The organism is Acinetobacter sp. YH01010 (assembly GCF_013420775.1).
GTDB classification, from domain to species: domain Bacteria; phylum Pseudomonadota; class Gammaproteobacteria; order Pseudomonadales; family Moraxellaceae; genus Acinetobacter; species Acinetobacter amyesii.
This window is the reverse complement of sequence record NZ_VOYF01000019.1, coordinates 1-22,026: the sequence shown is the minus strand read 5'-3', so window position 1 is coordinate 22,026 and position 22,026 is coordinate 1. Positions and strand designations below refer to the sequence as shown.

General features: G+C 37.7%; 31 protein-coding genes. 23 read left to right on the top strand and 8 right to left on the bottom strand.

Going from position 1 to position 22,026, the window contains the following annotated elements; genetic code table 11:
• Positions 1–12: 12 nt before the first annotated feature.
• The 3 genes from FTT77_RS14485 to FTT77_RS14475 are packed head-to-tail and all read right to left on the bottom strand — an operon-like array spanning position 13 to position 3,229.
• Positions 13–1,680 carry a DEAD/DEAH box helicase gene (locus tag FTT77_RS14485; RefSeq protein WP_024160737.1) on the bottom strand — a complete coding sequence of 556 codons (1,668 nt, stop codon included), beginning with the start codon at positions 1,678–1,680 and terminating at the stop codon, positions 13–15.
• Complete coding sequence (locus tag FTT77_RS14480; protein ID WP_005006108.1) at positions 1,680–2,048, bottom strand: hypothetical protein; 369 nt, start codon at positions 2,046–2,048, stop codon at positions 1,680–1,682. Before FTT77_RS14480 ends, FTT77_RS14485 begins: the two co-directional genes overlap by 1 nt.
• A complete protein-coding gene (locus FTT77_RS14475; protein WP_134253125.1) occupies positions 2,045–3,229 on the bottom strand; it encodes a SprT-like domain-containing protein in 1,185 nt (394 codons plus the stop codon). The genes FTT77_RS14480 and FTT77_RS14475 overlap by 4 nt, the downstream gene beginning before the upstream one ends.
• 403 nt (positions 3,230–3,632) lie before the next feature.
• Here FTT77_RS14475 and FTT77_RS14470 point away from each other — a divergent pair, with 403 nt between their 5' ends.
• Entirely contained in the window at positions 3,633–4,277 is a 645-nt protein-coding gene (locus tag FTT77_RS14470) for a type I-E CRISPR-associated protein Cas6/Cse3/CasE (protein ID WP_227504916.1), read from the top strand.
• Between the two features lie 77 nt (positions 4,278–4,354).
• The gene (locus FTT77_RS14465; protein WP_098733232.1) at positions 4,355–5,437 is read left to right on the top strand and encodes a hypothetical protein; all 1,083 of its coding nucleotides are present in this window, start codon (positions 4,355–4,357) and stop codon (positions 5,435–5,437) included.
• 142 nt (positions 5,438–5,579) lie between these two features.
• Here the strand turns inward: FTT77_RS14465 and FTT77_RS14460 are convergent, their stop codons facing one another.
• Positions 5,580–5,768 carry a hypothetical protein gene (locus FTT77_RS14460; protein WP_024160741.1) on the bottom strand — a complete coding sequence of 63 codons (189 nt, stop codon included), beginning with the start codon at positions 5,766–5,768 and terminating at the stop codon, positions 5,580–5,582.
• A gap of 160 nt (positions 5,769–5,928) precedes the next feature.
• On the opposite strand from FTT77_RS14460, the gene FTT77_RS14455 reads away from it, so the two are divergent.
• Positions 5,929–6,273 (top strand): hypothetical protein, encoded by a 345-nt coding sequence (locus FTT77_RS14455; protein WP_038350037.1) that lies wholly within the window; start codon positions 5,929–5,931, stop codon positions 6,271–6,273.
• On the top strand, positions 6,273–6,542 hold the full coding sequence (locus tag FTT77_RS14450) for a hypothetical protein (RefSeq protein WP_038350036.1): 270 nt from the start codon (positions 6,273–6,275) through the stop codon (positions 6,540–6,542). Before FTT77_RS14455 ends, FTT77_RS14450 begins: the two co-directional genes overlap by 1 nt.
• A 79-nt stretch (positions 6,543–6,621) precedes the next feature.
• On the opposite strand, the gene FTT77_RS14445 is transcribed toward FTT77_RS14450, so the two are convergent.
• A complete protein-coding gene (locus FTT77_RS14445; protein WP_024160744.1) occupies positions 6,622–6,948 on the bottom strand; it encodes an H-NS family nucleoid-associated regulatory protein in 327 nt (108 codons plus the stop codon).
• Positions 6,949–7,134: 186 nt separating this feature from the next.
• Between FTT77_RS14445 and FTT77_RS14440 the strand changes: the two genes are divergently transcribed.
• From FTT77_RS14440 to FTT77_RS14420, 5 genes are all read left to right on the top strand, one after another.
• Positions 7,135–7,959 carry a hypothetical protein gene (locus FTT77_RS14440; RefSeq protein WP_038350035.1) on the top strand — a complete coding sequence of 275 codons (825 nt, stop codon included), beginning with the start codon at positions 7,135–7,137 and terminating at the stop codon, positions 7,957–7,959.
• A 227-nt stretch (positions 7,960–8,186) separates the two neighbouring features.
• The gene (locus tag FTT77_RS14435) at positions 8,187–8,615 is read left to right on the top strand and encodes a hypothetical protein (protein ID WP_024160746.1); all 429 of its coding nucleotides are present in this window, start codon (positions 8,187–8,189) and stop codon (positions 8,613–8,615) included.
• Positions 8,615–9,508: a hypothetical protein gene (locus FTT77_RS14430; RefSeq protein ID WP_038350034.1), complete on the top strand. Its 894-nt coding sequence runs from the start codon at positions 8,615–8,617 to the stop codon at positions 9,506–9,508. The genes FTT77_RS14435 and FTT77_RS14430 overlap by 1 nt, the downstream gene beginning before the upstream one ends.
• Before the next feature lie 41 nt (positions 9,509–9,549).
• The gene (locus tag FTT77_RS14425; protein ID WP_038350033.1) at positions 9,550–9,975 is read left to right on the top strand and encodes a hypothetical protein; all 426 of its coding nucleotides are present in this window, start codon (positions 9,550–9,552) and stop codon (positions 9,973–9,975) included.
• Between the two features lie 93 nt (positions 9,976–10,068).
• Complete coding sequence (locus FTT77_RS14420; protein ID WP_024160749.1) at positions 10,069–10,563, top strand: hypothetical protein; 495 nt, start codon at positions 10,069–10,071, stop codon at positions 10,561–10,563.
• On the opposite strand, the gene FTT77_RS14415 is transcribed toward FTT77_RS14420, so the two are convergent.
• Positions 10,555–10,815, bottom strand: a complete 261-nt coding sequence (locus FTT77_RS14415) for a hypothetical protein (RefSeq protein WP_024160750.1) — start codon at positions 10,813–10,815, stop codon at positions 10,555–10,557. The genes FTT77_RS14420 and FTT77_RS14415 overlap by 9 nt on opposite strands.
• 358 nt (positions 10,816–11,173) lie before the next feature.
• On the opposite strand from FTT77_RS14415, the gene FTT77_RS14410 reads away from it, so the two are divergent.
• Positions 11,174–11,710, top strand: coding sequence for a hypothetical protein (locus tag FTT77_RS14410; protein WP_038350032.1), 537 nt, complete (start codon positions 11,174–11,176; stop codon positions 11,708–11,710).
• A gap of 104 nt (positions 11,711–11,814) precedes the next feature.
• On the opposite strand, the gene FTT77_RS14405 is transcribed toward FTT77_RS14410, so the two are convergent.
• Positions 11,815–12,270, bottom strand: coding sequence for a hypothetical protein (locus tag FTT77_RS14405; protein WP_005028529.1), 456 nt, complete (start codon positions 12,268–12,270; stop codon positions 11,815–11,817).
• Between the two features lie 197 nt (positions 12,271–12,467).
• On the opposite strand from FTT77_RS14405, the gene FTT77_RS14400 reads away from it, so the two are divergent.
• From FTT77_RS14400 to FTT77_RS14360, 9 genes are all read left to right on the top strand, one after another.
• Positions 12,468–12,680, top strand: a complete 213-nt coding sequence (locus FTT77_RS14400; protein ID WP_005006071.1) for a hypothetical protein — start codon at positions 12,468–12,470, stop codon at positions 12,678–12,680.
• A gap of 69 nt (positions 12,681–12,749) precedes the next feature.
• A complete protein-coding gene (locus FTT77_RS14395; RefSeq protein ID WP_005006069.1) occupies positions 12,750–13,508 on the top strand; it encodes a Fic family protein in 759 nt (252 codons plus the stop codon).
• A 144-nt stretch (positions 13,509–13,652) separates the two neighbouring features.
• Positions 13,653–14,216: a hypothetical protein gene (locus tag FTT77_RS14390; protein ID WP_057694171.1), complete on the top strand. Its 564-nt coding sequence runs from the start codon at positions 13,653–13,655 to the stop codon at positions 14,214–14,216.
• A 43-nt stretch (positions 14,217–14,259) separates the two neighbouring features.
• The gene (locus FTT77_RS14385; RefSeq protein WP_005006061.1) at positions 14,260–14,790 is read left to right on the top strand and encodes a hypothetical protein; all 531 of its coding nucleotides are present in this window, start codon (positions 14,260–14,262) and stop codon (positions 14,788–14,790) included.
• 250 nt (positions 14,791–15,040) lie between these two features.
• Positions 15,041–15,883, top strand: coding sequence for a hypothetical protein (locus FTT77_RS14380; RefSeq protein ID WP_033917490.1), 843 nt, complete (start codon positions 15,041–15,043; stop codon positions 15,881–15,883).
• A 12-nt stretch (positions 15,884–15,895) separates the two neighbouring features.
• On the top strand, positions 15,896–16,210 hold the full coding sequence (locus tag FTT77_RS14375; RefSeq protein WP_024160757.1) for a hypothetical protein: 315 nt from the start codon (positions 15,896–15,898) through the stop codon (positions 16,208–16,210).
• Positions 16,211–16,282: 72 nt separating this feature from the next.
• A complete protein-coding gene (locus FTT77_RS14370; protein ID WP_005006052.1) occupies positions 16,283–16,759 on the top strand; it encodes a hypothetical protein in 477 nt (158 codons plus the stop codon).
• Between the two features lie 175 nt (positions 16,760–16,934).
• A complete protein-coding gene (locus FTT77_RS14365; RefSeq protein WP_005028536.1) occupies positions 16,935–18,032 on the top strand; it encodes a phosphohydrolase in 1,098 nt (365 codons plus the stop codon).
• 157 nt (positions 18,033–18,189) lie between these two features.
• Positions 18,190–18,528 (top strand): hypothetical protein, encoded by a 339-nt coding sequence (locus tag FTT77_RS14360; protein ID WP_005006049.1) that lies wholly within the window; start codon positions 18,190–18,192, stop codon positions 18,526–18,528.
• A gap of 69 nt (positions 18,529–18,597) precedes the next feature.
• Here the strand turns inward: FTT77_RS14360 and FTT77_RS17625 are convergent, their stop codons facing one another.
• Positions 18,598–19,095 carry a cold shock domain-containing protein gene (locus tag FTT77_RS17625; RefSeq protein WP_087554211.1) on the bottom strand — a complete coding sequence of 166 codons (498 nt, stop codon included), beginning with the start codon at positions 19,093–19,095 and terminating at the stop codon, positions 18,598–18,600.
• A 152-nt stretch (positions 19,096–19,247) separates the two neighbouring features.
• Here FTT77_RS17625 and FTT77_RS14350 point away from each other — a divergent pair, with 152 nt between their 5' ends.
• The 4 genes from FTT77_RS14350 (at position 19,248) to FTT77_RS14335 (ending at position 21,836) form a co-directional block, all read left to right on the top strand.
• Positions 19,248–19,682: a DUF6573 family protein gene (locus FTT77_RS14350; RefSeq protein ID WP_005006045.1), complete on the top strand. Its 435-nt coding sequence runs from the start codon at positions 19,248–19,250 to the stop codon at positions 19,680–19,682.
• Between the two features lie 72 nt (positions 19,683–19,754).
• The gene (locus tag FTT77_RS14345; RefSeq protein WP_005006043.1) at positions 19,755–20,243 is read left to right on the top strand and encodes a hypothetical protein; all 489 of its coding nucleotides are present in this window, start codon (positions 19,755–19,757) and stop codon (positions 20,241–20,243) included.
• Between the two features lie 200 nt (positions 20,244–20,443).
• Complete coding sequence (locus tag FTT77_RS14340; protein ID WP_005028543.1) at positions 20,444–20,974, top strand: hypothetical protein; 531 nt, start codon at positions 20,444–20,446, stop codon at positions 20,972–20,974.
• Between the two features lie 220 nt (positions 20,975–21,194).
• Positions 21,195–21,836 carry a hypothetical protein gene (locus FTT77_RS14335; protein ID WP_033917500.1) on the top strand — a complete coding sequence of 214 codons (642 nt, stop codon included), beginning with the start codon at positions 21,195–21,197 and terminating at the stop codon, positions 21,834–21,836.
• The last annotated feature ends 190 nt before the right edge of the window (positions 21,837–22,026 follow it).

Sequence of the window (22,026 nt, the reverse complement as noted above, 5' to 3'; positions counted from 1 at the left end):
ATAAAGTTTCTCTTAAGCTACCTTCTTATTCAGTATGTGTTCGGCTAAGCGCTTGATACCGCCACCGTCCGTAATTAAATGTTCAAATAATTCGCCATTCGGGTTTTTAACTCCTTCCAACTGGCCTTTTTTGATGCCTAAGACATCAGAAATAATTGGATCTGAACCCGAATCAGCCAACAAGTAATATGCCGAGATCTGTTTGATTTGACCGTCACGGTCTAAGCGACCAATACATTGATCATGAACACCAGGCGACCAATCCAACTCACCAAACACAAATGTTTTGCATTTTGAGTGGTACTGCAAGCCATCAAGCCCGGCAGATGAACGTAATGAACTAATGAAGACTTTACTTTCATCATTCAAGAATGCTTGTTTAGATCGTTCCTTAGCTGCAGGTCCTTCCGTACCTGTATACATAACAGGATTGAATTCAGCCAAGCGTTCTAGCCAAATGTTGTACACATCTCGATGCCAACCATAAAGCATGACTGATTCACCAGACTCAACAAGCATACGCACGAACTCAGCGACATACGGCGCTTTGGCGATACCTGTTGCTTGGCGCATCATAATATTGAATTCTTCTGTCGCACGAAGCTTTTGCCCTTGGAATTCTTGAGTAGAGCTTAAAATTACTTTTGCCAGTTCCATTGCCTTGCCCTTAATTTGATCCAGTACTTTAGGATCGCTTTCGACATATTGAGGGATGATTTGTACTGGCGGTAACTCTCGATTTACATCTGCTCGAGTACGGCGCAACATTAGACCTTCATCACGTAAAAACATCCCGAACGCTTTAGGATCATTAATACGTTTTTCGTGTGAACACCACTCACGAGCGAATTCGGTAGCGGTACCTAAGCTATCTGGACGCAATATTTCAATGATGTTGTAGAATTCATCACCGTAGTTATAAATCGGTGTAGCTGATAGACCGAGGCGTAATTCAGCTTGGTCACTAATGAGTTTAGCAGCGGAATACTTTTGCGATGTATAGCCAGTCCGTAACTCTTGGATCTCGTCAAACACTACGTACTTAATCTTTCCGGCAAGATATTCAGCCCAACCGTTCAACTTTGAATAACTGGTGATAATGACATCGGGTGCTGCTTCACCCTCTTTGTGCAATGGATAAGGCGATGCTTTCTTTAGGATGTGACATTTTAGGTGCGGAGCAAAGCGTTCAATTTCATTCTTAATTTGCATTGGAAGATGTGTCATTGTCACAAAAAGCGCCGGGAGCGATTCAGGTAGAATCATCGGACATATTCCACTCGCTGTTTTGCCAAGGCCCAAATCATCCCCCAAGAGCAAACCTTTAACATTAAGTAGTAGATCTGCAGCTGCTCTTTGATACTCATATGGAGGCACGGCAAGATCAAATGTTTTGATCGGACGTTTATAGTCCATCACATCCAAAATATCTTCTTTTAGCGACACATAAGCCTTAGATTGCGCTTTCATGTATTTAAGATCATCAACATGCATTGGATAACGTTCAATAAACCAAAGTAGGTCGTGACAATTAGACGGCGTATCGCTTAACTCAATAAATTTTGATGCATGTTGGCTGACTTGTGGGAATACACGCTTAAGTCGTGTTTTAACATGTGGTTCACATTCAATGTGCCAGTTTTTTTCTTGACGAGAAATGGTGCCGTAAGATTTAGACATTAGAAGACCCCCACTAAAATACGATGGCGGTAAATAAATTTATTGTTCAGTTGGATTGGAATGTTATTCACCCAATACGGTGTACCAACCACATAGAGCGCTTTTATGCTGTCATGGCTTAAATAGCGATTGATCTGACGCAATAATGCGTTACGTGCACCATCTATTTTTAATTCAACACCCACCTTGCCGACATCAAGCTCAACAGTAAAATCAATGATGTCTTTATTTGATAGACGAACCTCACGTTCATACGGAATCTCATTGGCAATAAACATTTGCTCAATCGCGAGTTGTAAGTCTTTTTCGTTATAAAAACGGTATTTGTGTGAAGAAAACAGAATTCCAAGCTCTTCAATCGTTTTCATTCTGCATCCCCTTGGTCAGCTTTAGCAGCCTTTTTGTTTTTCTTCACCTGGCTTTTATCAATGGATTTTGATGGTACCAGTTCAACTTCACATTCAGTACACGATAATCTAAAAGTAGGACTACACGTTGCACCACGGCCACACTCAGGACACGCAAAAGATGCCCTAGTCTGTTTCTTAGGCTCAGGCTCAGGCTCTTCAAAATTGGCTAAACCAAGCTCTTGATAGAGTGTTCCACCGATCATAGTTTCTTTGAGTACAATAAGCTCGTTATCATCGCCGTTTGGTTGTTCACCCTTATAAAGTTTAACAACCTTAGGTTCTGGTATTGGTTTGTCGTCATCATCTAACGGATCTTCATCAAAAGCCGTTGGATAATAACCGCCAAGGTTTGCACCGGTATTTGATATGTCGATTAGTCCGATCGCTACATCAAAGGGATTCATTGTAGTGGGAGTCGGTTCCTCTTCTTCATCACTTGTTGGGATGGCATATCCAGTGAGGGAATCTGGTGCTTTTGCCGGTTCGGCAACTGGCTTCTCTTTTTTAGGTGATTTCAAAGCTGAATTGATTTCATTGCCAAGTAAGGCAATATGAAATAGCTTTGGAGAAGCAGTCGGAATGGACTCCAACAACTGCACTTGCTCTTGAATCATTTCAAGACTTGAAATCGTTTTGGGTGCGTACTTGTCATACCATTTGATGATACGCCCTTCATCGACAAGCTCATTGCACACTTGAATAAACAAGCCATCAGGTGCAACGATTTCGGTCATCTTCTCGCCTGTCGTGCGACCTTCTTTTGTGCCGTCATCAGTCATAATCAAACCGATCTCAAGCATAAATGCCGCAAACTCAGCATTGTGATATGAGCGTTTAGATGGCTCACCAAAAATGCTTTGTTTCATATGACACATCTCATGTGCATAGCATTTAAAAATGTTAAGCAATGGTTGGGTGCCAAAGTAATCAGGGTTAAGGGCCAGTTCGTGCGTATACGCCGTATCATCTTCTGTCGAAGCAAATCTATTCTCAGACCAATAACCGGTATTTTTGTTGATACGTTGAAGCGTAATCAAACAATCTGGTAATTCATTTTTGAATAGCCTTTCATTGAAACGGTCATACACCAACTGCAGTTCTTCATAAAACTGCAACGTAGTTCTATTCTTTATGTTCATTTTTCAGTCGTCCAAACAGGATCAAACTAGGTGTGGATTGTACAAAACAACGTTTAAAGTTTACGCACAGCTTAAAATACAGTCAATAGTTTAAAATAATCAGCAAAGCATATATTTTTTTAAAAAAAAATTACAACACAAAAAATAAGTATCATTAAAGTGTAGGTTTAATAAATTGTGGTTGGTTTTCATAATATGAGTGTTACGCTTTACTTCCACACAAAACTGGTGTTCCTATATCAATTTTGAGGGTTTTAAGTATATTATAAGCCACTTTTGTTAAATGCACATAGAAGTTACTTTTAGCGTTTATAAATGCTGAATAATACCCTTATTGTCAATAAGGCGCTATTTAAAGGCAATGGTTCTTAATAATGCTGTTTATAGAAAACTGGATATCGAAATGAGTCTGAATAACATAAAACTAACAGCCAATTGTTTTGCCCTTACACATCCTGAAAATGAAAAGAACTTGTTCAAGTACATTTTTAGAGAAATGTTTAAACGAAATAAGGTCGAGACATTCTGTTCCGCAAAAGTCATATTTTTTACAGATGGCAAGCACATCTATTTAAGAACGTGCGTATCGGACGTCAAAATCCCAATGGCCAAAGAATACATTGAAATTTCGCACGGTCAGCAAATCACTGGAAAAATCATGGTTCCTCTTAACCGTGAATGTAGCTTTAACCGCCAAGAAATTGAAGAATACATTTCGGTCCACGGCGAAAAACCCAAAGGCAATTCAGGTAAGAAGCGTAAAAATCTAACTGGAGATGAAGCAGCCGAATTCACCAAAAACGCTCTTAGTAGCAAAGGTCTATTGGATGTCACTATAATTGAGCAACAATGTGGACCACAGCTCAGCATTTTGAATATTCCAGTCCAGACCATAGATATTTCATTTAGTGCGACTGTTGGTGATTTAGAGCTATTTAAAACAGCATGGCTCAATGGTATTGGTCGTGATAAAACCTACGGCTTTGGAATGATCCGCTTAGATGGTACTTTGTTTACACCGCCTTGTAATAATAGTGCTCACGCCTAATCGAAAGGACTTTTAAAGTCCTTTTTTAAACGAAATTTTTTCAGATATTGATCTGATATAGATCCTGGTTGCTCAACATGAGAAATAAAGATTTAGATCCAAAGATAGGAATACCACTTAAAGTCATCACAGCGCGATTAGAACATGTGAAGTTTAACCTCAATGGCTTAATGAAATGTGTAGAAGCTTATGCGATCGCACGACAAAACAGTAAAGATCCGCACGAATGCCTAATCAGTGGTGATGAATGGACATATGCTGCACTAGATTGTCGAGATCCTATCTGGCGTGAACGAATGAAACGCACCAGTACCATTATGGGTGTTCAAGCCACTGGCCAAGAAATTCCACTCTCATTTATCAATCAGCTACCTTGCAACATTGGTGAAATCATTACTCTTGGCTCATGGAGCCTAACCAAAAATATTTATCGGTTTGAAGATCAAGTCATTCAAATGCTTGTAAAGACCGAGTACAACCGCAGTATCCCCGGTTTCCTATTAAACCTACCTGATATTGCGATCTACGTTCAAACCGACAATGCCAATCTCTACGTGCAAAATGAACAAGTGGTCGGTGTTATTTTTGCGAAAAACACGTTGAACGATCGCAAGGTGCTATTTACCACGGTATATACCGATACTGGCTTAGCAAAAACCATTACCATGCACTTCCCTGATGATGATGATTTTGAATCAACTGTTGAGGACTGCATGACCGATTTCATTGATACGTTTTTTGATGAAAAGAACTTGCCAGATGAACAAGAAATTAACACGTTCATGGAACTGCAGAAGAAGCTAATCAATTTGATTCTATGGTTCAGCCAAAAAGAACCAGATCTCAGACCATTAACACCAGAAACAACACAAGCCAGGCCTAAATTAGAGCTGATTAAGCGTGAATTGCGTTTATTTGAGGCCAATAAGTACAAGCCGACTATTGTTGGTACCGAAACAAATAAAAAGATCAATGAAGCGATCCTAAAGCGCGATGAAGATCTAAAGTCTGGCAACTACAAAGGTACCAAAAAACCACATCCACGGGTTCCTCACTGGAACTTTTACTGGTTGGGCAAACGTGGTACCAAAGAAAAATGGGTTAACCATTGGATACCATTTCAGATTGTTGGCGGTGTGCCTAAAGAAAAAGGGCTCTAAGGAATAAGTTATTAATTACGCAATGGTTGGGTAGTCTAAAAAATATTGGATTCCAACACTGATTCCGTAAAGCCAGTAAAAGCCCCATGAAATAAGAAAGAGCCCTATGTTGGCTCTTATTTTGTTTTTGTAAATCTCAATTTTAACGCAGCGTGATTTTCACTTTACCAACACACTTTTTGTTTAGTGGGCGATTATTACTATCTACCCGTCTCAAATAGCCACATTGACTACAAGCAAAAGTATCATTACCTGAATCATTCGTAAATTTAAGCCAAATGTGACCATTGCCATCGTCTATATCTGTTTTAACGTATTTATCTAGATTCATGCTTAAACCTCTTAATAAGCTCACTCGATAATAACAATAGTTTTGCTTAGATAGTATTTTTCCAAAAGGAATTATTAGCAGATTTTATATGTTTTTTAAGAAAAGTTTTTGAGCGCTTTTATTTATTAAAATTGAATTATTAAGCAAGGAGTTATAAAGCATGGCTAAATCAATAGACCAGTTATGGAGTGAATTACAGCAGATTCAATTTGATGAATCTAATTCCTTACCATGCGAATTCCATATCTGGAATAAAGGTACATATCGCTATCAGATCCTAGATTGGTTTGAAGCAAATTCTGAAAATGGCGTATTAAGCTTGCAAGGCAAAACCCATAAAACATTATGGGAAGAGTTTGGCAACACCCCGATAAACAATGATGATGAAATCGAAGAAGACTTTCATCTATGGGGCAAAGGTACAGACCGCTTCATTATCTGGCACTGGTTTGATGATCAATTAGAACACGGTGTAATTAGCTTAATTGAGAAAGGAGTTGCGTAATGGGATTATTTACTTGCCCTCACTGTAATAGTGATATTGATACTAACGATAAAAAGTCTGGCCATCAGGTGAATGATGTAATTCAAGAAACCTTTTGTTCTGTTGACTGCAGTATTGAATATCTGGTGCATAACTCACAAATGATTGCAGTAGATCAATACGGAAGTTTGCCATTAAGCAATGAAAACCTGAATGAATTCATTGAAGCATTTTCTAATGAGGGTGTTGAAGATGATGTGTTAGAACACATCAAAGCTGAACTTTGTTAAGTAATCGCGCACCTGCTCTAAACAACACTGACAATGGCATTTAAAAAAAGGGCTTAAATCATTTAAGCCCTTTTAATATTTATACGATAAGAAAACTTTCTAATGTTTTACCAGATTCAATCTCACGATTTAACCAGGATGGACGTTTACCACGACCGGCCCACACTTCTTTGTGGTTATTCGGGTTGCGATATTTAGGATCTGCTTTAACCACTGGCTTTTTATTTAATTTACGATTTTCGCCGTGCTCATTTAATTCAAGAATAGTTAAGCCTAATTCTTTTGCGATCTCAAACATTTTGAGATAACCGTCATCAAGTTTCTTATTCTCTACTACAACAATTTGGTTTTGTGCCTTTTTAATTAGGTCTTCTAACTGGTCTTTACTTAGGTTTTCAACTTCCATAACTAATCTCGAAAATTTGGATATATCAAATATACACCAGTGCGTTTTGTTTACAACCGCATACGGTACTTTTAATTGATTAAAATATTCGACTTATTCCATGGCTATTCTAATTTTTAAGCATAAGTTATTCCCACTTTAAATCCATTAATCTAAAAATACATTCAACCTGTTAGGTAAATTAATATGCACAAGTATCTCATGATGAATCTTGCGATTAACGAAACATCAGCACTACCAATTGGTATCCGTATTTGTGATTTTAATATCGGCTTATATGCCTCTAAGAAAATTTCAGAAGTGCCAGCTTTAATGGCATTGGTTAATTACACCCTGTTTAAGTATTCAAGCTATGAGAGTGAAGAACTTGAAGACATTGAAACCTTATTAGAAGAACATGATTTTAAAACTCGCTATGACTCTTGGGAAATCAGCGGTGATTCTTTTTACGTTTTAGGTTTTAAAGAAATTACAAAAGACGAGTTTGAATTATTGCAAAAACTTGACCTGTTGACTGTGGTAGACGAATACAACTACCACCATAAACTTTTGTCGAATCATGGTGAGCATAAGTTTGACGAATATTTCAAAAACTTTAACGAGTCTAAAGAGCAAGAAATCTTGAAGCAGTTTAAAGACATTGCATTCAACCTAAAAAGTGATGCCCCTTTAAACTCGACATTTGCTCAAGACGTTATAGAGTTGCTGACTACCTACAAGTTTGGTACAGCTTTAGAACCTATCGACAGCACTCACAGCGATACAAGAAACCGTTTCTACTTTAGCCATACGCTTGAGGGTGACTTCGCATCTGGAGCTATTCAGGTCATTATTTCAAATTACAAAGAAACTGGCGTCAAAAACCCTTATTCAGTGATTGAGCCTTTAAATCTTGAAATTATGCTTGAAGATGAACAATGTTTTGATGATGAATATGCAAATCTCGTTGTTGAATGCGAGTATGTGTTTAATCTTATTAAGACCGACTTATACACCAACACTTTTGAATAAACCAAGCCTTTAAGAGAGAAATCTCTTAAAGTTGCGCTTAAAAACGTAAACGATGTTTTTTTAATTGATTAAAAAAGGTTTTGAATTTTTAGCGCTGCAATGGCGCTCGTCATTATTAATTCTTTCTGGATGCTTAAATAAGTATTTTTTAAAAAAACTTTATCCGTTCATATTCTTAATATAATGAAACCAAATCAAGCAAATAGCTTAAAACTTGGAGAAAGCTCATGAATTTAAACCCTAATTTTTGCCCGATCGATTTTAACGAAGTTTACGGCAGTACTGACAATTTACCTTTGTTCTTGGTTAAAGCGTCACGCCAGGATTCTAACGATGACGAGCATAGTGAGTATTTCTTCATTCGAGCACCTCATGAGCACCGTTTAGCTTTCTTCCTTGCTCACATGTTCAAATCACATGTAGATAATGCCCTTTTGACCTTGGAAAACTTGGCTGAAGAAAATTATCAAAATATCCCTGAATTGGAAGAGTTGATGTCTTCATATGGTGTGATTGATGGCGTTGGCGTGGATACACTTTTTGATTTCCGCGCTAAGGAACTCACACTTGATAAAGCGCTGGAGCTAGTCGAATTCATTGAAATTAACCCACTCAATACTGATATTGTGGGCTCACTATTCTTGGAGGCACTTTAATGAATAGTAGCTTTATCTTAATTAATGAAGCTATGGCGCCTATTCGTAAGAATACGGCGCTTTTGGAAACCCTGTTATCTATGATCAGTACTGCAGATCAAGACCACGGCGACCAAAGCCCAAGCTTTCACATTAATATCCATGCTGGCATTGAATTGCCTAATCATGAAATTGCATATACCACTTTAAAAGGTTTTGCAGAGCTGACCGAAGATCATAATCTTTGTATCTATATGAATCCTGAGCTGTCAGAAAATGGCTTTATGTTGCTATCCACTCAAAACGTGGTACCTGATTGCTATGACAATTCTATCTTTGTAGATCTGTCGAATCAGTTATGCAGTTTCTTCAATCAAGAAGTACAGCAGTTAAACGATCAAGCGCAAAAGGCGTTAAAGCTGTTGTTACAGCATAAAATCAATGGAACAGCGATTCGCACGTTCAACCCTGAACAATTGCAGATCTTACAGAAAATCGCTGCATTAGATAGCTTCATGCTCGATGACCAGCGCGATTGGTTTTACTTTTCCGAAGTGGCCATTGATAACGCCTATAAAGACATGAAAAAAGGTTTAGAACTGTTGGTTCTCAACGAAGATATTAAGGATGCACTTAAACAGCTACTTGATGCAAACAACATGGAGTTTTGTGATTTACCAATACTCGTGGTTTTGTATCCCCTACTGGTTAAGTCTGAAGAAAATAACGAACTGGTACAGGCTTGCTTAAGTCATCTCATTGGCAACAACTTAATCAATGAGCCGTTTATTGCTGGTGTACAACTTGAAGCTGGTGCATTTAATAGCGAAATAAACACCTATACTTTATTGCCACACATGAAAGCAGTAAAAGAATTGCTGATAGATATTGAAGCAGATCTCACAAAAGTTTAACCGTTTTACCTGAGCTAATTGCTCAAAACCTTGGAGTTGTTATGGATACTATTGTTCGCGTTAAATCAGTTGGTGTTTTAGGTCTATCATCTAAAATCACGACATTTGTAATCGACATCGAGCTTGATGGCGGTAAATTAAAAATTGAAGATCAATTGCTTCATTTTAAGAATACTTTACGTACAAGCTATCGAGAATATGATGAAAGTTTAGCGATCGTAAACAATAAGGCTATACTTTCCAATTTAGATAATGCAGTAAAACCAAACGAATTGCATGCTTTAGTTGATGATTATATCGACTCAGTTTGGGTAACAGATGCCAATAAAAACACCACTAAACAGCGCCGTGCGTCACTTGGTTTGCACAATCCAACGATAAAAGACAAAGGTGTTTTGAAAGAAGCCCTTTTAAGTGAAGTGAAATTAGCCTACAAAAACTATATCAATCAGAACGTAGAAGCCTGATCAGATCGGAAGTATGTTGCGACCAGCATACTTCTTTTTTTTTGAACCTTAGCCTAGAATCATCCAATATCATCGCTTCATACCAAGAGAATCATGCCATATCTCATATATTTAATGTTCCTTGCGTTTGCAAGCGCCGTAATTTTAGTGGAAGAGGCTTATGGTCTTAACATCCAATTATTTGCAATGGGGATTGTCGTCATCATTGGACAATTGGCAATTTTTTGTTTTATCAACGCAGCGATTAACATCAACAATGAAAAACAACATCGCAATGCCGTCAAAACCTTGCACTATGGCGCTTCATTTTCATTAATTGTGGTCACTACACTGGTCTATTTATATAAGTATGTGTTGCACAAACAGGAATATTTGACCATGGCGATTTACTTTTTAGGAACGTGGTTTGCCATCACCCTTTTTGACTCAGTGTTTAAGTTAGTCAAAGTTGGTATTTTTAATAGCAAGAAAGATAGTGCTGAAGTTGTGAACTCAACGCGTAAAGTGACGGTAGTTACTTTAGCGATCTGTATGATTGGGTATTACTTATTTAGCAAATATGCATTAAATATTAACGTACTAGACTAGGCATCTTGTAAACAAAACCGCACCTAATACACAAGCGCAATAACCAGCAAAAAAGAACATCCTTTTAATTATTGCGCTAATCTTTTCCGTCACAGTACCGTTATGAACAATAAAAACTATCATAAACATTAAAGCGATCGTGCAGAGGAATAAGGCAAAAACAATTAAATAAGTAAAAGCAAAGTCAAAGTTTAATACCACTGGAAAACCAATAGATACCGCCATTAAAGCTATTGTACTTGATGCATTCATATCTTAAAGCCCATCTAGCAACTAGCTTAATCGTAGCGATAAATAAGCTTTAAAACTGAAACTTTATTATTGAGATTGGTCAATGCACATTAAAAAAATGTGCTTGGTATATACCAGAAAGCAAAGAACCAGACGCAAAACGCCTGGCTCTTTAAAATTGAAAGGTGAATAAAAAAACACAAATCACTTGAACGCATTTCTTATTCAAGGTCAGTTTAATTAGATTTCTTGCCATTGTCTATGTAATGTAAACGTGGACAGCATTAAAACAATCTATATTTTTTGAAAAAAGTTTTGAAAAGGTACAGTGAAATATAATGAATGTATGGGCTCAATGCTCACCATTTGGAGAAATTATATGAACTTTAAAATCTTATCTAAAACAAAAGTTGTTGGTCTACAAGAAGATTCTCTCACCTCTTTTCAAAATTTTATGTTTGAAAATATTGCATGGGATAGCCAAGTCCGTGCTGATTATTACCAGTCAAATAAGAATACTGTACTGCTGGAGCTACCAGTACGTTTACGCCGTGACATTCAAATCGAAAATATCAACGGCGCTTTAGATGCACTAGTTGATTTTGAGCTGATCTACAAGCAAGACCAAGGCAAGTTGGTATCTTCATTGGTCGTTGATACGCAGTACTTGTTATGTATAAATGATCAGGATATTGATCTTTGGTCAATCGACAGCGAACTCAGTTTCTTACAAGAAGCTGACCGCAATCACCTTAAGAAGCTTATGCGTCATTGCGATGATCGTTTCCATGCGTGGATGCGCGAGATTAAGTCTTACTTCAATCGTTTGACAGTACAGCCGTTGCATCTTGATATGCAGATCAAAATACGCAAGATCGTAGGCTATACAGCGGTGCTACCTAAGACCTTTCCATAAGGTTTTAGGTGTCAGTATAAAAACAAATAGACCGCAATTAAGCGGTCTATTTGTTTTTGCCTAAAACGGCGTTAACAGATCTATGTAATATTTAGCCCTTAAAACTATTGGCAAGTATCTGAATAACGCTCAGCACTTCCAAAGAATGATTTACCCTGATTGTCCACGATGTCTACATACAGATCTGGTTTAACTGGAGCATTGGCGAATACAGAGCAATAAAACGGATGAATCTTTTCATTCACAAAGCGGTTTAAAGAGTCAGTTTCATCAGAAGAGTATTTATCTGCAGTTTTGCTAGACATCTGAACGTTCATATTAAAGTGTTTTGAATACTTCACTTTTTTAAGTACCGCACCAGTTTCAATCTGGTACGGTGTTTTAGTGTTAAGTAAACGCTCAACTTTACGTTTGTTTTCAGCAGTAGGAGAAAGCGCAACAGCAGATTTTAAGCTGTTTGTATTCAGGTTATTTAAAGAACTATTAGCTAAAACAGCGCACGACATAGACACTGAGATTATTGCAACTGCAAATAGTTTTAGTGTTTTGAATACGTTCATGTTTAACGACTTTCCTGTATATACTTAAATTATATACTTAATATACGATATTTGATTTTTTTGGAATTTTAATCTTATTTGATTTTGTTAATCGGTATATACCAATAAGATTGTTTATACGCAATTTAGCAAGAATCGCCCCCTTGTTTGGGGTTACAATTATTGTAATTTACAGATTGTTGATACAGGAAACCGATATGTCTGAAGAAGTAAAATACGAAGACCGTGTACGTGCTGCATACCGTTCTGCTCAAGGCAATGTAGCTCAAGAGTTCTCCCCTCACATTGTTAAAGCATGTGAAGCATCATCAAACGCACGTATGGAGCGCTTAGCAACTGGTCAAACAACATTTGACGAGGAAGAAGCTGCATTGATGAAGAAATGGAATGCACTTAAAAACAAAGCCTAATGATCGCGAATACAACCTAATCTAGCTTACAGCGGATTACCAAACCCAATCACTCATAAGTAGAACAATATGGACGATAAACTTGAGTTTTATTTAGATGCGAAAGACATCTTATCTCAACCTACCAGTTGCCAAGCGCAAGGCGACTATAAAAAGGCACTGGAAAAAGAAATCACGGAACATCGAATAGCGAAAATGGAAATTTCGCCGTTACGTGGCAATTACGATCTCGACCACCTCTCTAAAATCCATGAAAAAATCTTTGAGCATATTTACGATTGGGCTGGAGAAGTGCGTCTGGACGACATTTCTAAACGTGCGATCGACCCGAACGGTAATTATGAAATCGGTCATTTCCTAGATAAAAACCTGATCCCTGATGAACTGAATAAGTTCTCACAGGCGGTTAAAGAAAAAGACCACCTGAAAGGTTTGGACAAAGACCAGTTTGTGCAAGAGTTCACTCAGCTTTATGCCAAGTTAAATGAAGCTCACCCTTTTGAAGAGGGTAACGGTCGCGCTGCTAAACTGATGATGAACCAGCTGGCGAATGATGCTGGTTACACCATGGTATATAGCAAGGTCGCCGTATCAGATTGGAACTATGCGTTTAAACGTTCACTGACAGATCAAGAGCTTTATGTCGGTGAAAACTATGAAAACCTAGAACCGATGGAACAAGACCTCTCTTACCTTTTAAAAGTCATGGACAATATCATTGAACCATACGATCTAGTCCTGAAGCTTGAAAATACTGAAGAACAAGAGCAAGAACAGGAAAATGACCAGGATAAATCAAATGATGATGATTCACCGAGTTACGGATAATTAGATTAATCTGTATACGATAGCTTTTAATTGATTAAAAGATTCTTGAAAAAAGAATCTTTTTTTTGAGAAAAATTTATAATGAAGTGACTCAGATTAAAATAAAACCTTAGGAAAATATTGTCCGAAACTTGGAGATGAATAATGAATAACGCAGCACATCAATTTGCAAATAAAGTGGTCGCTCAATACCAATTTACAAACGGAAGTGATTCAAGTCTGAATCATTTAATTATCGGCAACAGCACCGCAGAAATTATCGACACCTTAATTTATATGCTTTTCTCAAGCCATGCTGAAACCTATGACGATGGCGTTGTTTGGTTTAAATCAGTGGACGCAATTAATGTTGAGAAGTCTTACATTACTTACAACAGTCGAGAAAGCTGCATTTTTGCTTATTTTGTGTTTGATAAAAATCCATTAATGCTGAAAACAACCGCATTGCATATTGATAATGTTTGTTACTTTGGATGTGAAAGTGACACCACCAATAAAACCATCGAATTTTTAGAAAAATTCAAAGTTCGTGTATCCCTTGCTAAAGAGTGCCACAAGTTCAAATTCAATACTGAGCATCATGAAACCTTGATGCATGAAACCATCAAAACCTTAAAAACTATCTATGAAGAACATAACGACATGGATGCCGAAAAGTTATCTCAACACCATGACACAACTCATTTAGTTAACACATTTCTTGCTTAAACGTACACCATACAATAAACAAAACCCGAAAAAGGATATAACAATGCTATTAGGCGCTTTAAAACAATCTCTAAGCTCAGTCATCGACATGAACCGCTACACCGCCCTTTGCTCACATGTGGAGGGTGAAAACTTGCCGTTATGCGCTCAATTTCGTGTACTTAAATATATCTTTGGTGTGCATGGTCTAAGCGCACTTAAAAATTACAAAGAAGTTGAACACATTGACGAAGCCTTTTTGAAAAAACACTTCCTACGCATGATGAACTATGACTTTGAAGCAGTCATATACCTTGCTATGGTCGGCATGCGCGAACTTATCTTAGAAGCTGATGCTTTTGACCATGACGGCGAACAAAACACCCAAAATGAGCTTAAACAAGCATTCCAATACGTTTCAGAAAATGACGTTCGTAATTTTGCTTATGTCACTCACATGGGCTATTCAGAAAAGTATTTCAACTGGAATATCATTCGCCACCAGTCTAAAGATGAAGCGGATAATCCCCTCACCTTTTGGTTATTTAAGAATGCAATGTATTCACTATTTTTCAACTTAGCCAATCGGGAATAATGCCCCAACTCATTAAGAGTATTTAAGTCCGAACTTAAGTACTCTTTTTTTTGCATTAGAAAAATAGACCGGTATATACGCTGTCTAAGCATGGCTTAAAACGTATACGATGATTTTAATTGATTAAAATATTTTAAATATCCTTTACGTGTTTTAGGTCGGTTAATTAATTCCAATAAAGTTATTCATTAGTATTTTTTAAATAAAATGACTCTATCGAAAGCAATTGCTTAAAACTTGGAGTCCTCTAATGCATCAACTAGATAAGCTAAATCATTTAAAAAATATCATCAAGCAAGTACCACATGAACGTTTTGATCTGGATTTATGGCGCACGATACCTGGTACCGACAATATGACTTTTGCTCAACTTATAAATAGTGATGCTAATTGTTGCGTTATAGGTTGGGCGACAGCTGATGAAACATTTAAAAGACTTAACTTCATGATGTTAGACGGCGTTCCCCTTTATGCACCATTCCGTGCGAATACTGGTGAGCCATTCACTTATGAAGAACTCAAAACAAATGTTGTTTATCGCGGTTCTGAAGCAGTACGTGAGTTTTTTGGACTCAATTATGAAGATGTCGATCATATTATTTTTGAGAGCAATTACGCTTTTGAAGACCCAATCAAAGACGAGATTATTGATCATATCAACCATGTTATTGATCGTGTAAACATCCGTCCACAAGACCTTGACCATTTGTTATCTAGCTCAATTGTTGCACTGGATAAAGAAGTCCGTGAGTTCACTTTAAATGATGATGAAGTCCGTGAAATATCTGTTGTGGTTGATTGCTTCAATAAGTTTTTCCCCGATGGTGCTTATCTTGAGTTTGTTGCTACGGTCAACGTACCAGGTGATTGTGATCCACTGGAATACATCGCCAGCAATTACAACATTAAAGAGCCATTAGCTTTCGTTCCTAAGCCGAATGAAGCATTAGAAGAATATCTGGAAACATACCCGATCGAACATCTCATGCATAACTGGCAAGAGGATTTCATTTCGCCGTATGACGAAATCATTAATCAACGTTTAACGCATATCGCATTGCAAAATTTAAATAGCGCAAAAGTAGTTCAATAAGGAAACCTACCCATGACAATTGAAAATCCGCAACTCGTCAGTGCCATCAACGAACTTGGCTTTTACTTGCCACAGCAAGTACAACAGATACCGAACACCACAGAAGCCGGTTTTCGTGTGTATGTGATCGATACAGCAAAACATACCAACATCGAGGCACTAATTAGTGCTATTGAGAATGTCAGTATCACTTCACAGCCCTTTTCTTTTCAAGATGATTACGACATGGGCGTGTTTTTTGAGGGATTTAGTTTCTTCTTGCCTATGCTCATTACACAAGACAGTGATGCACCTTTACCACTGTTCTTAATTCAACTGGATTTGTAAGTCCAACAGCGGTACGTGCGCCAGTATGTACCGCTACCCCTTTTGGCACACCGCCTAAAACTTGGAGCAGATATGAACAAAGCAACGACCGTTGAGCGTTTAGAAAAGCTGATTGAGCTAGTGATCGAGGTCATTCCTGATGAAAGCTTTGATTTCGACATTTGGCGTGATTATGACGCAAGCCATACAGAACAACACACCGATTTCTTTTCAGGTTTCACCACTGAAGAATTGTTAGATAAAAATATTGTAGGATGCCTGATTGGTTGGGCTACGTCTGTCGAGTATTTCCAAAATCTAGGTTTCAATTTTCATGGTTCTGTTGGGCCAATCTTCATGTATGAAAAAATACTCAGCAATGAAGAGCTAAAAGATGCGCCTGTTGTCACTGTACCAGTCGTTTACCAGTGGAAAGCAGTACGTGAGTTTTTTGGCATCACTCAGGAAGATGCTTTGGTGATGTTTAGCTATGACAATTACGACCAGGCCAAAATTGATAAGGACACAATGATTCGATTTATTGAACGCATCATCCAAAAATATAAGTAACCACCGAAACGGCGCAATGCCGTTTTGCTAGGCGTTATAACCGCTTACGATGGATTTTATTTGATTAAAATATCTCGATATTTTTAAATTTTGAGAAAAGTTTTCCCCTGGTACACCCCTCTATACTTAATCCATAGCAAGCAAGGCACAAAGCCTTAAATCTGGAGTAAGTCGAATGAATACAGCGCATAAGTACGATGATCAAGTCATCATCCCCACAATAGCCGGGCAACTGGAGTTGCTGTCTGGTACCGATCTAAACAAAGAACTGGCTGAGCATGTTTTTCATGAAGCACCAGACATCGATCTAAGTATCTATGACATTTTTATTGTCTGCTTAAGTGGCGGTAAGGATTCGATTGCAGCGTATTTACGCTTACTGGATGCTGGAGTAGATAAAAGCAAAATTGAGCTTTGGCACCACAAAATTGATGAAGAAAACCAGCCGTTCATGGATTGGGTGTTCATGGAAAACTATACCAAAGCATTCGCTCAGGCATTCGACACACCATTGTACTTCAGTTGGCTCGAGGGCGGTTTCCTTGGCGAAATGCTCAAAGAAAACAGCTACTCAAAACCCCACTTCGTAGAAACACCAGAGGGCTTAATTAAGCTTGAACGCGATAACAACCGCAGTAAACCAGGCACACGCTTGAAGTTCCCACAACAAGCAGCCAGCCTCATGACGCGCTGGTGTTCTTCAGCGTTAAAGATCGATGTCGGACGCAGAGCATTGAACAACCAAGAACGTTTTGACGGCAAGAACATTTGTTTTATCACTGGTGAACGCCGTGAAGAGTCACCAAACCGCAGTAAGTACAACCAGCTAGAACCGCACCCATGCGACCGTAGAAGCGGTAAGAAAGCAAGACGCGTTGACTGGTGGAAGAACGTGCTTCACTTCACTGAAGAGCAAGTATGGGCGTTACTGGAGAAGTACAAGGTTACGCCACCAGTGCCATATCGCTTAGGTTGGGGCCGTAGCTCATGCATGACCTGTATCTTCAACAGTCCTAAAATCTGGTCAACCATCAGCACCTACTACCCTGAACGCGCTCAGCTGATCGCTGGTTATGAACAAAAGTTTGACTGTACGATCAGTCGCTCAAAGATCGATGTCGTCAGTCTGAGCAATCGCATTGAGCCATTCGACATTCAGGATATGGAAGCACTGGTACAGTCCAAAATTGAAAGTTATTACCTACCAGTGTTCACGGATAACTGGACGGTTCCACCAGGCGCATTCAACAAGGAGGGTTGTGGATCGCTGTAAATTAGGGTGCCATTTGGCACCTTTTTAGGATGAAAACCGCAAGCGATGTTTTTTAATTGATTAAAAATGGTTTGGAATAATTTTGTTTTTGAATAAGTTTTTGACACCACCTGTCAGCATAAAATGATTTTAAACCAATCAATATGAGATGATGTTTATGACAACTTTAAACGAAACAATGCAAAAGTTCTGTAAAGCTAAGGCAATGATGACCTATTTAATGTCTGATGATCCTATCATTGATGAATCTGTCAGCCGTTACGAAAATTGGGCATTGGCTTATGACCTTTTGGTGAGTATTGGACATCTGGATCTAGAACAAGTTGAGCAGATCTGGAATGAAAAAACCCATACCAATTTTACGCTTTGGGGTGTAGTTGGTGAATGCTCAATAGAAGAAATTGTATCGTATGTGACAGAAGAATATGACGCTCAAGCTGTCACACTGGCGCAGATTAATGAATTACAAGACGGTAAAACACTGGCAGAAATCTAAAATCAACCTAAGGAATGAGTTATTAATTAAGTATTAATAGCTCATTTTTTATTGTCTGAAACTATACAACTACCACCTTGAATCATTTTCACAGGCATCGCCATCGCCGTCACCATCCATCATGGTATCTGGGCAGTTTTTCACAAACCAATCAGCTTCTTCTTTAGATCGCATTTGAGAGCAATGCTTACGACCATCGCATTTATAGGCTACTGGCTTTTGATATATAGCATTTGTAGTTTGATTATCTTTATATAGATATTTCTTTAATTGAATGCTACCTGGATATGCCACCCCAATAGCTATGCTAATAAAAATTATCCATAGATATATTGGCAATGGTTTTTGCTTGTCTTGCGTTTGTTCATGGTCGGAATAGTAAACATGGATTGCCCTATTTTTATTTTCTTTTTTAACTACCTCGAAATAAACCTCTCGACCTGGTATTGGCTGTTCACCTTTCTGAAAATCCTTAATATGGAAAAATACATCACCAAAATTACTCGTGGATATAAAACCAAAACCACGCTCAATATTATAATTTTTAATTGTTCCTGTTAGTACCACCTAAAACCTCAAATATATATTAAAAGCTATATTAATTATAATTATTAAACCTGAATAAATACTATCTTTTTTTTAAAAAAAAGTTTTAAGGTTTATGGATTTATTATAATTAAAACATCAAAAGCAATTGCTTAAAACTTGGAGTAGCTATTATGAATAATTTTTTCGCTGGTGCTGAAGTCATCACTGTTTTTTCTTTACAAGACGCTTTAGAAGAGGGCGTGATTCTTTGCCTTAGCGATAAAGAAGAACATGCCAAAGATTGCAAACAGTTCTATAAGTTCCCTGTTTATATTACAAGCAACTTGTATAACAAGCACCTGACAGCTGCAAAAGCAATTTTTCCGAATGGTACGGAAGCTGATGCTGAAAAAATCAATGATTTAATGGGATATACCATCTTTGATATGTTGAACATGAGCGTTCGTGGTTCAGTTGCACTTAATGACCAAAGCGTTAAGTTTAAATATGCTCTACAAGATACACCGCATACCTTTTCTGACACCTTAATCACCAATATTGCTACGGTTGGGCCTGGCGTGAATGGTGAGCCTATCATTACTTTTATGATGCCTGAAGACCAATAAACACAACACCTAGCATTGACCAACCAATGCTAGGTTTTTTGAGATCCGAACGTTCATTGAGAGGTATTAAAAATGCAAATGGCTACTATGAAAATTGACAACCTTGACCTATTCGGCTTTGCAAATATGCAAGCAATAGAACAACAAAGAGAAAAAAACGAATTAAAACGTATAGAAACGATGAAGCTTGTCCGTTGTGACTGGTTTATCGCCGTGACATCTACTGGAGAGCTGTTTAAGTACAGTGAAAAAGTACCAGCTAAATATAAGGCGTTTAAAGGCATTAAATTATTCAAGTGCTGGAATGAAGCTACCGCGGATCTCGTGTTAAATGCCGTAAAAGGCGCAATCAAGGGTGATCATTACGAAATACCAGACGTTAAAAAAAGCAAAAAGTTTGCTGTTAATAGCTGGGTAAGAAACATTGATCTAAAGTTTCTACATTTGCCAGTCGGTCAACTCACCAACCTGTACAGGGAACATCAAGAGCGTTTAAGACTGAAGCGTGAAAAAGCCAGACTTAAAGAAAATGAAAACACGTATGACGTAGAACCGCACTAATCACACCCACCAGGAATAAGCACCCATAGCTTATTCCTTTCATAAGATGATGGCCGTAAACGGTGTTTTTAATTGATTAAAAATAACTTGAAATCATGAGCCTATCAGCCGAAATACTTTTACTGAAAAGTTATACAGGCCACATGCACCGATATAATGAATACATCAAAGCTCATTGCTTAAAACTTGGAGATACGACAATGCAACTACAAAAATTTAATACTGGTACTGCTAATGTGCGCCACTTGCTACAAAGCTTCACCCAAGCGTATGACGGTTTACCAAGTTGCGTCATCAATGTGATTGGCTTAGCAACCAAAGCAGATCCGCAGTTTATTTTTAACATTGAACTGGATGTCGTTTTATTTCACCAACATAAGTCACAAGCCTACTGCATTGAAGTCAATGCACCGTTACAGGTTCAAGCCATCGCAGACGCTCACGAATCATTTAGATTCAGTCCTGATGATTCTCATGCATTGATTGAGGGCGAAGTCATGGATGTGGCGATAAATTTACAACACCAAGCCATTAATGACATGATTCAATATGATTTGCTGTCAGATGCAGAACTGGAAAAGTTCAATACATGGAATAAAGGTTTCGCCAGTGCATTACTGACTGAATGTTTTGAAGATGTCGCAGATTTTAATGCGCTGCATAGCTCACATTTTATGGCGAACACTGTTTATTTAAGACTGATTGAGTACTTTAAAAACAACCTGTCATAAGAAACCATTAAACAAATAGAGGGAGATCCAATAAAGGTCTACCCTCTTTTTTTATGCCATTAGATTTAATGACGTATACGATGTTTTTTAATTGATTAAAAAAATATTGAAATTTTTCATTGCCAGTTCCATAAGTAATTTGAGAAAAGTTTTTAAGGGATATTTCACAGATATAATTAATTCATACCTAAGCAATTGCTTAAAACTTGGAGTTGAAGATATGAAAAGCGTACTTGATTTTTTTACAAACCGTTCTAAAACATTAAACATTATTGTGAATCCTGAATTAAATACAGGTCATTCCCTTGCTGATTTTTCGTATAACGAAGAATTGCATCAAGACCTTAATGTATTAACGGTTATTCCGCGTGATCATTACGGAAACTTTCTATCTTTAACCCTTGATGATTGGGGCGTGATTACTTCAAAAGTTCAATTCCCTGAACATCTTGATTTTAATCAATTACTCAGCATTTTTTGGGAAACACAACCCATTTTAGTTGTTACTGACATCGCACGTTCAGAAGTGCATGACAGCGACTTTTTTCAACAAAGCTTGGTCAAGCAAGTCAATCTTGCATATAGCCGAGATATTGCCAGTGAATATGCACCAGAAGATGTTCACTACATCTCTCAATCTTTTGATTTAGATAAGCTGATGCGTTGCGGTGTATATCTGCAAGGTCATTGCTATTCAGCTCATGATTTCGTCATTAACAACCATAACCTATTTGAAAAAGACAGCTTGATTGTGCCTGTTTTTAACATCCACTCGACACAAAAAGAACTGCAACAATTTTTAGTATTTGATCTGCAAGGTAAGTTTTTGGATTGCGTTGTTGGCACTGAAGTTTTGTACTAAGGAATATTGATCATGTCTAAAAAATACTTATTGATTGAATTGAGCTACGAAGCACCAAACAACAGAGATGGATCCGTAAATTTGAACAACTCCTATAAGTGATATTCTGCTCCTCAAATGATGTTATAAACATCAATATATGGAGTATTTTATGGCACGTAGACCAAGAAGAAATCATTCAAATGATTTT

Coding starts and splice junctions, on each gene's coding strand:
- FTT77_RS14475 (WP_134253125.1), bottom strand. CDS start 3,229: ATGAACATAAAGAATAGAACTACGTTGCAGTTTTATGAAGAACTGCAG.
- FTT77_RS14435 (WP_024160746.1), top strand. CDS start 8,187: ATGAATTTAAACCCTAATTTTTGCCCGATCGATTTTAACGAAGTTTAC.
- FTT77_RS14465 (WP_098733232.1), top strand. CDS start 4,355: ATGAGAAATAAAGATTTAGATCCAAAGATAGGAATACCACTTAAAGTC.
- FTT77_RS14370 (WP_005006052.1), top strand. CDS start 16,283: ATGAACAAAGCAACGACCGTTGAGCGTTTAGAAAAGCTGATTGAGCTA.
- FTT77_RS14410 (WP_038350032.1), top strand. CDS start 11,174: ATGAACTTTAAAATCTTATCTAAAACAAAAGTTGTTGGTCTACAAGAA.
- FTT77_RS14380 (WP_033917490.1), top strand. CDS start 15,041: ATGCATCAACTAGATAAGCTAAATCATTTAAAAAATATCATCAAGCAA.
- FTT77_RS14455 (WP_038350037.1), top strand. CDS start 5,929: ATGGCTAAATCAATAGACCAGTTATGGAGTGAATTACAGCAGATTCAA.
- FTT77_RS14340 (WP_005028543.1), top strand. CDS start 20,444: ATGCAACTACAAAAATTTAATACTGGTACTGCTAATGTGCGCCACTTG.
- FTT77_RS14470 (WP_227504916.1), top strand. CDS start 3,633: ATGAGTCTGAATAACATAAAACTAACAGCCAATTGTTTTGCCCTTACA.
- FTT77_RS14360 (WP_005006049.1), top strand. CDS start 18,190: ATGACAACTTTAAACGAAACAATGCAAAAGTTCTGTAAAGCTAAGGCA.
- FTT77_RS14415 (WP_024160750.1), bottom strand. CDS start 10,815: ATGAATGCATCAAGTACAATAGCTTTAATGGCGGTATCTATTGGTTTT.
- FTT77_RS14450 (WP_038350036.1), top strand. CDS start 6,273: ATGGGATTATTTACTTGCCCTCACTGTAATAGTGATATTGATACTAAC.
- FTT77_RS14405 (WP_005028529.1), bottom strand. CDS start 12,270: ATGAACGTATTCAAAACACTAAAACTATTTGCAGTTGCAATAATCTCA.
- FTT77_RS14440 (WP_038350035.1), top strand. CDS start 7,135: ATGCACAAGTATCTCATGATGAATCTTGCGATTAACGAAACATCAGCA.
- FTT77_RS14445 (WP_024160744.1), bottom strand. CDS start 6,948: ATGGAAGTTGAAAACCTAAGTAAAGACCAGTTAGAAGACCTAATTAAA.
- FTT77_RS14350 (WP_005006045.1), top strand. CDS start 19,248: ATGAATAATTTTTTCGCTGGTGCTGAAGTCATCACTGTTTTTTCTTTA.
- FTT77_RS14400 (WP_005006071.1), top strand. CDS start 12,468: ATGTCTGAAGAAGTAAAATACGAAGACCGTGTACGTGCTGCATACCGT.
- FTT77_RS14425 (WP_038350033.1), top strand. CDS start 9,550: ATGGATACTATTGTTCGCGTTAAATCAGTTGGTGTTTTAGGTCTATCA.
- FTT77_RS14345 (WP_005006043.1), top strand. CDS start 19,755: ATGCAAATGGCTACTATGAAAATTGACAACCTTGACCTATTCGGCTTT.
- FTT77_RS14395 (WP_005006069.1), top strand. CDS start 12,750: ATGGACGATAAACTTGAGTTTTATTTAGATGCGAAAGACATCTTATCT.
- FTT77_RS14365 (WP_005028536.1), top strand. CDS start 16,935: ATGAATACAGCGCATAAGTACGATGATCAAGTCATCATCCCCACAATA.
- FTT77_RS14460 (WP_024160741.1), bottom strand. CDS start 5,768: ATGAATCTAGATAAATACGTTAAAACAGATATAGACGATGGCAATGGT.
- FTT77_RS14375 (WP_024160757.1), top strand. CDS start 15,896: ATGACAATTGAAAATCCGCAACTCGTCAGTGCCATCAACGAACTTGGC.
- FTT77_RS14390 (WP_057694171.1), top strand. CDS start 13,653: ATGAATAACGCAGCACATCAATTTGCAAATAAAGTGGTCGCTCAATAC.
- FTT77_RS14420 (WP_024160749.1), top strand. CDS start 10,069: ATGCCATATCTCATATATTTAATGTTCCTTGCGTTTGCAAGCGCCGTA.
- FTT77_RS14335 (WP_033917500.1), top strand. CDS start 21,195: ATGAAAAGCGTACTTGATTTTTTTACAAACCGTTCTAAAACATTAAAC.
- FTT77_RS14485 (WP_024160737.1), bottom strand. CDS start 1,680: ATGTCTAAATCTTACGGCACCATTTCTCGTCAAGAAAAAAACTGGCAC.
- FTT77_RS14480 (WP_005006108.1), bottom strand. CDS start 2,048: ATGAAAACGATTGAAGAGCTTGGAATTCTGTTTTCTTCACACAAATAC.
- FTT77_RS14385 (WP_005006061.1), top strand. CDS start 14,260: ATGCTATTAGGCGCTTTAAAACAATCTCTAAGCTCAGTCATCGACATG.
- FTT77_RS14430 (WP_038350034.1), top strand. CDS start 8,615: ATGAATAGTAGCTTTATCTTAATTAATGAAGCTATGGCGCCTATTCGT.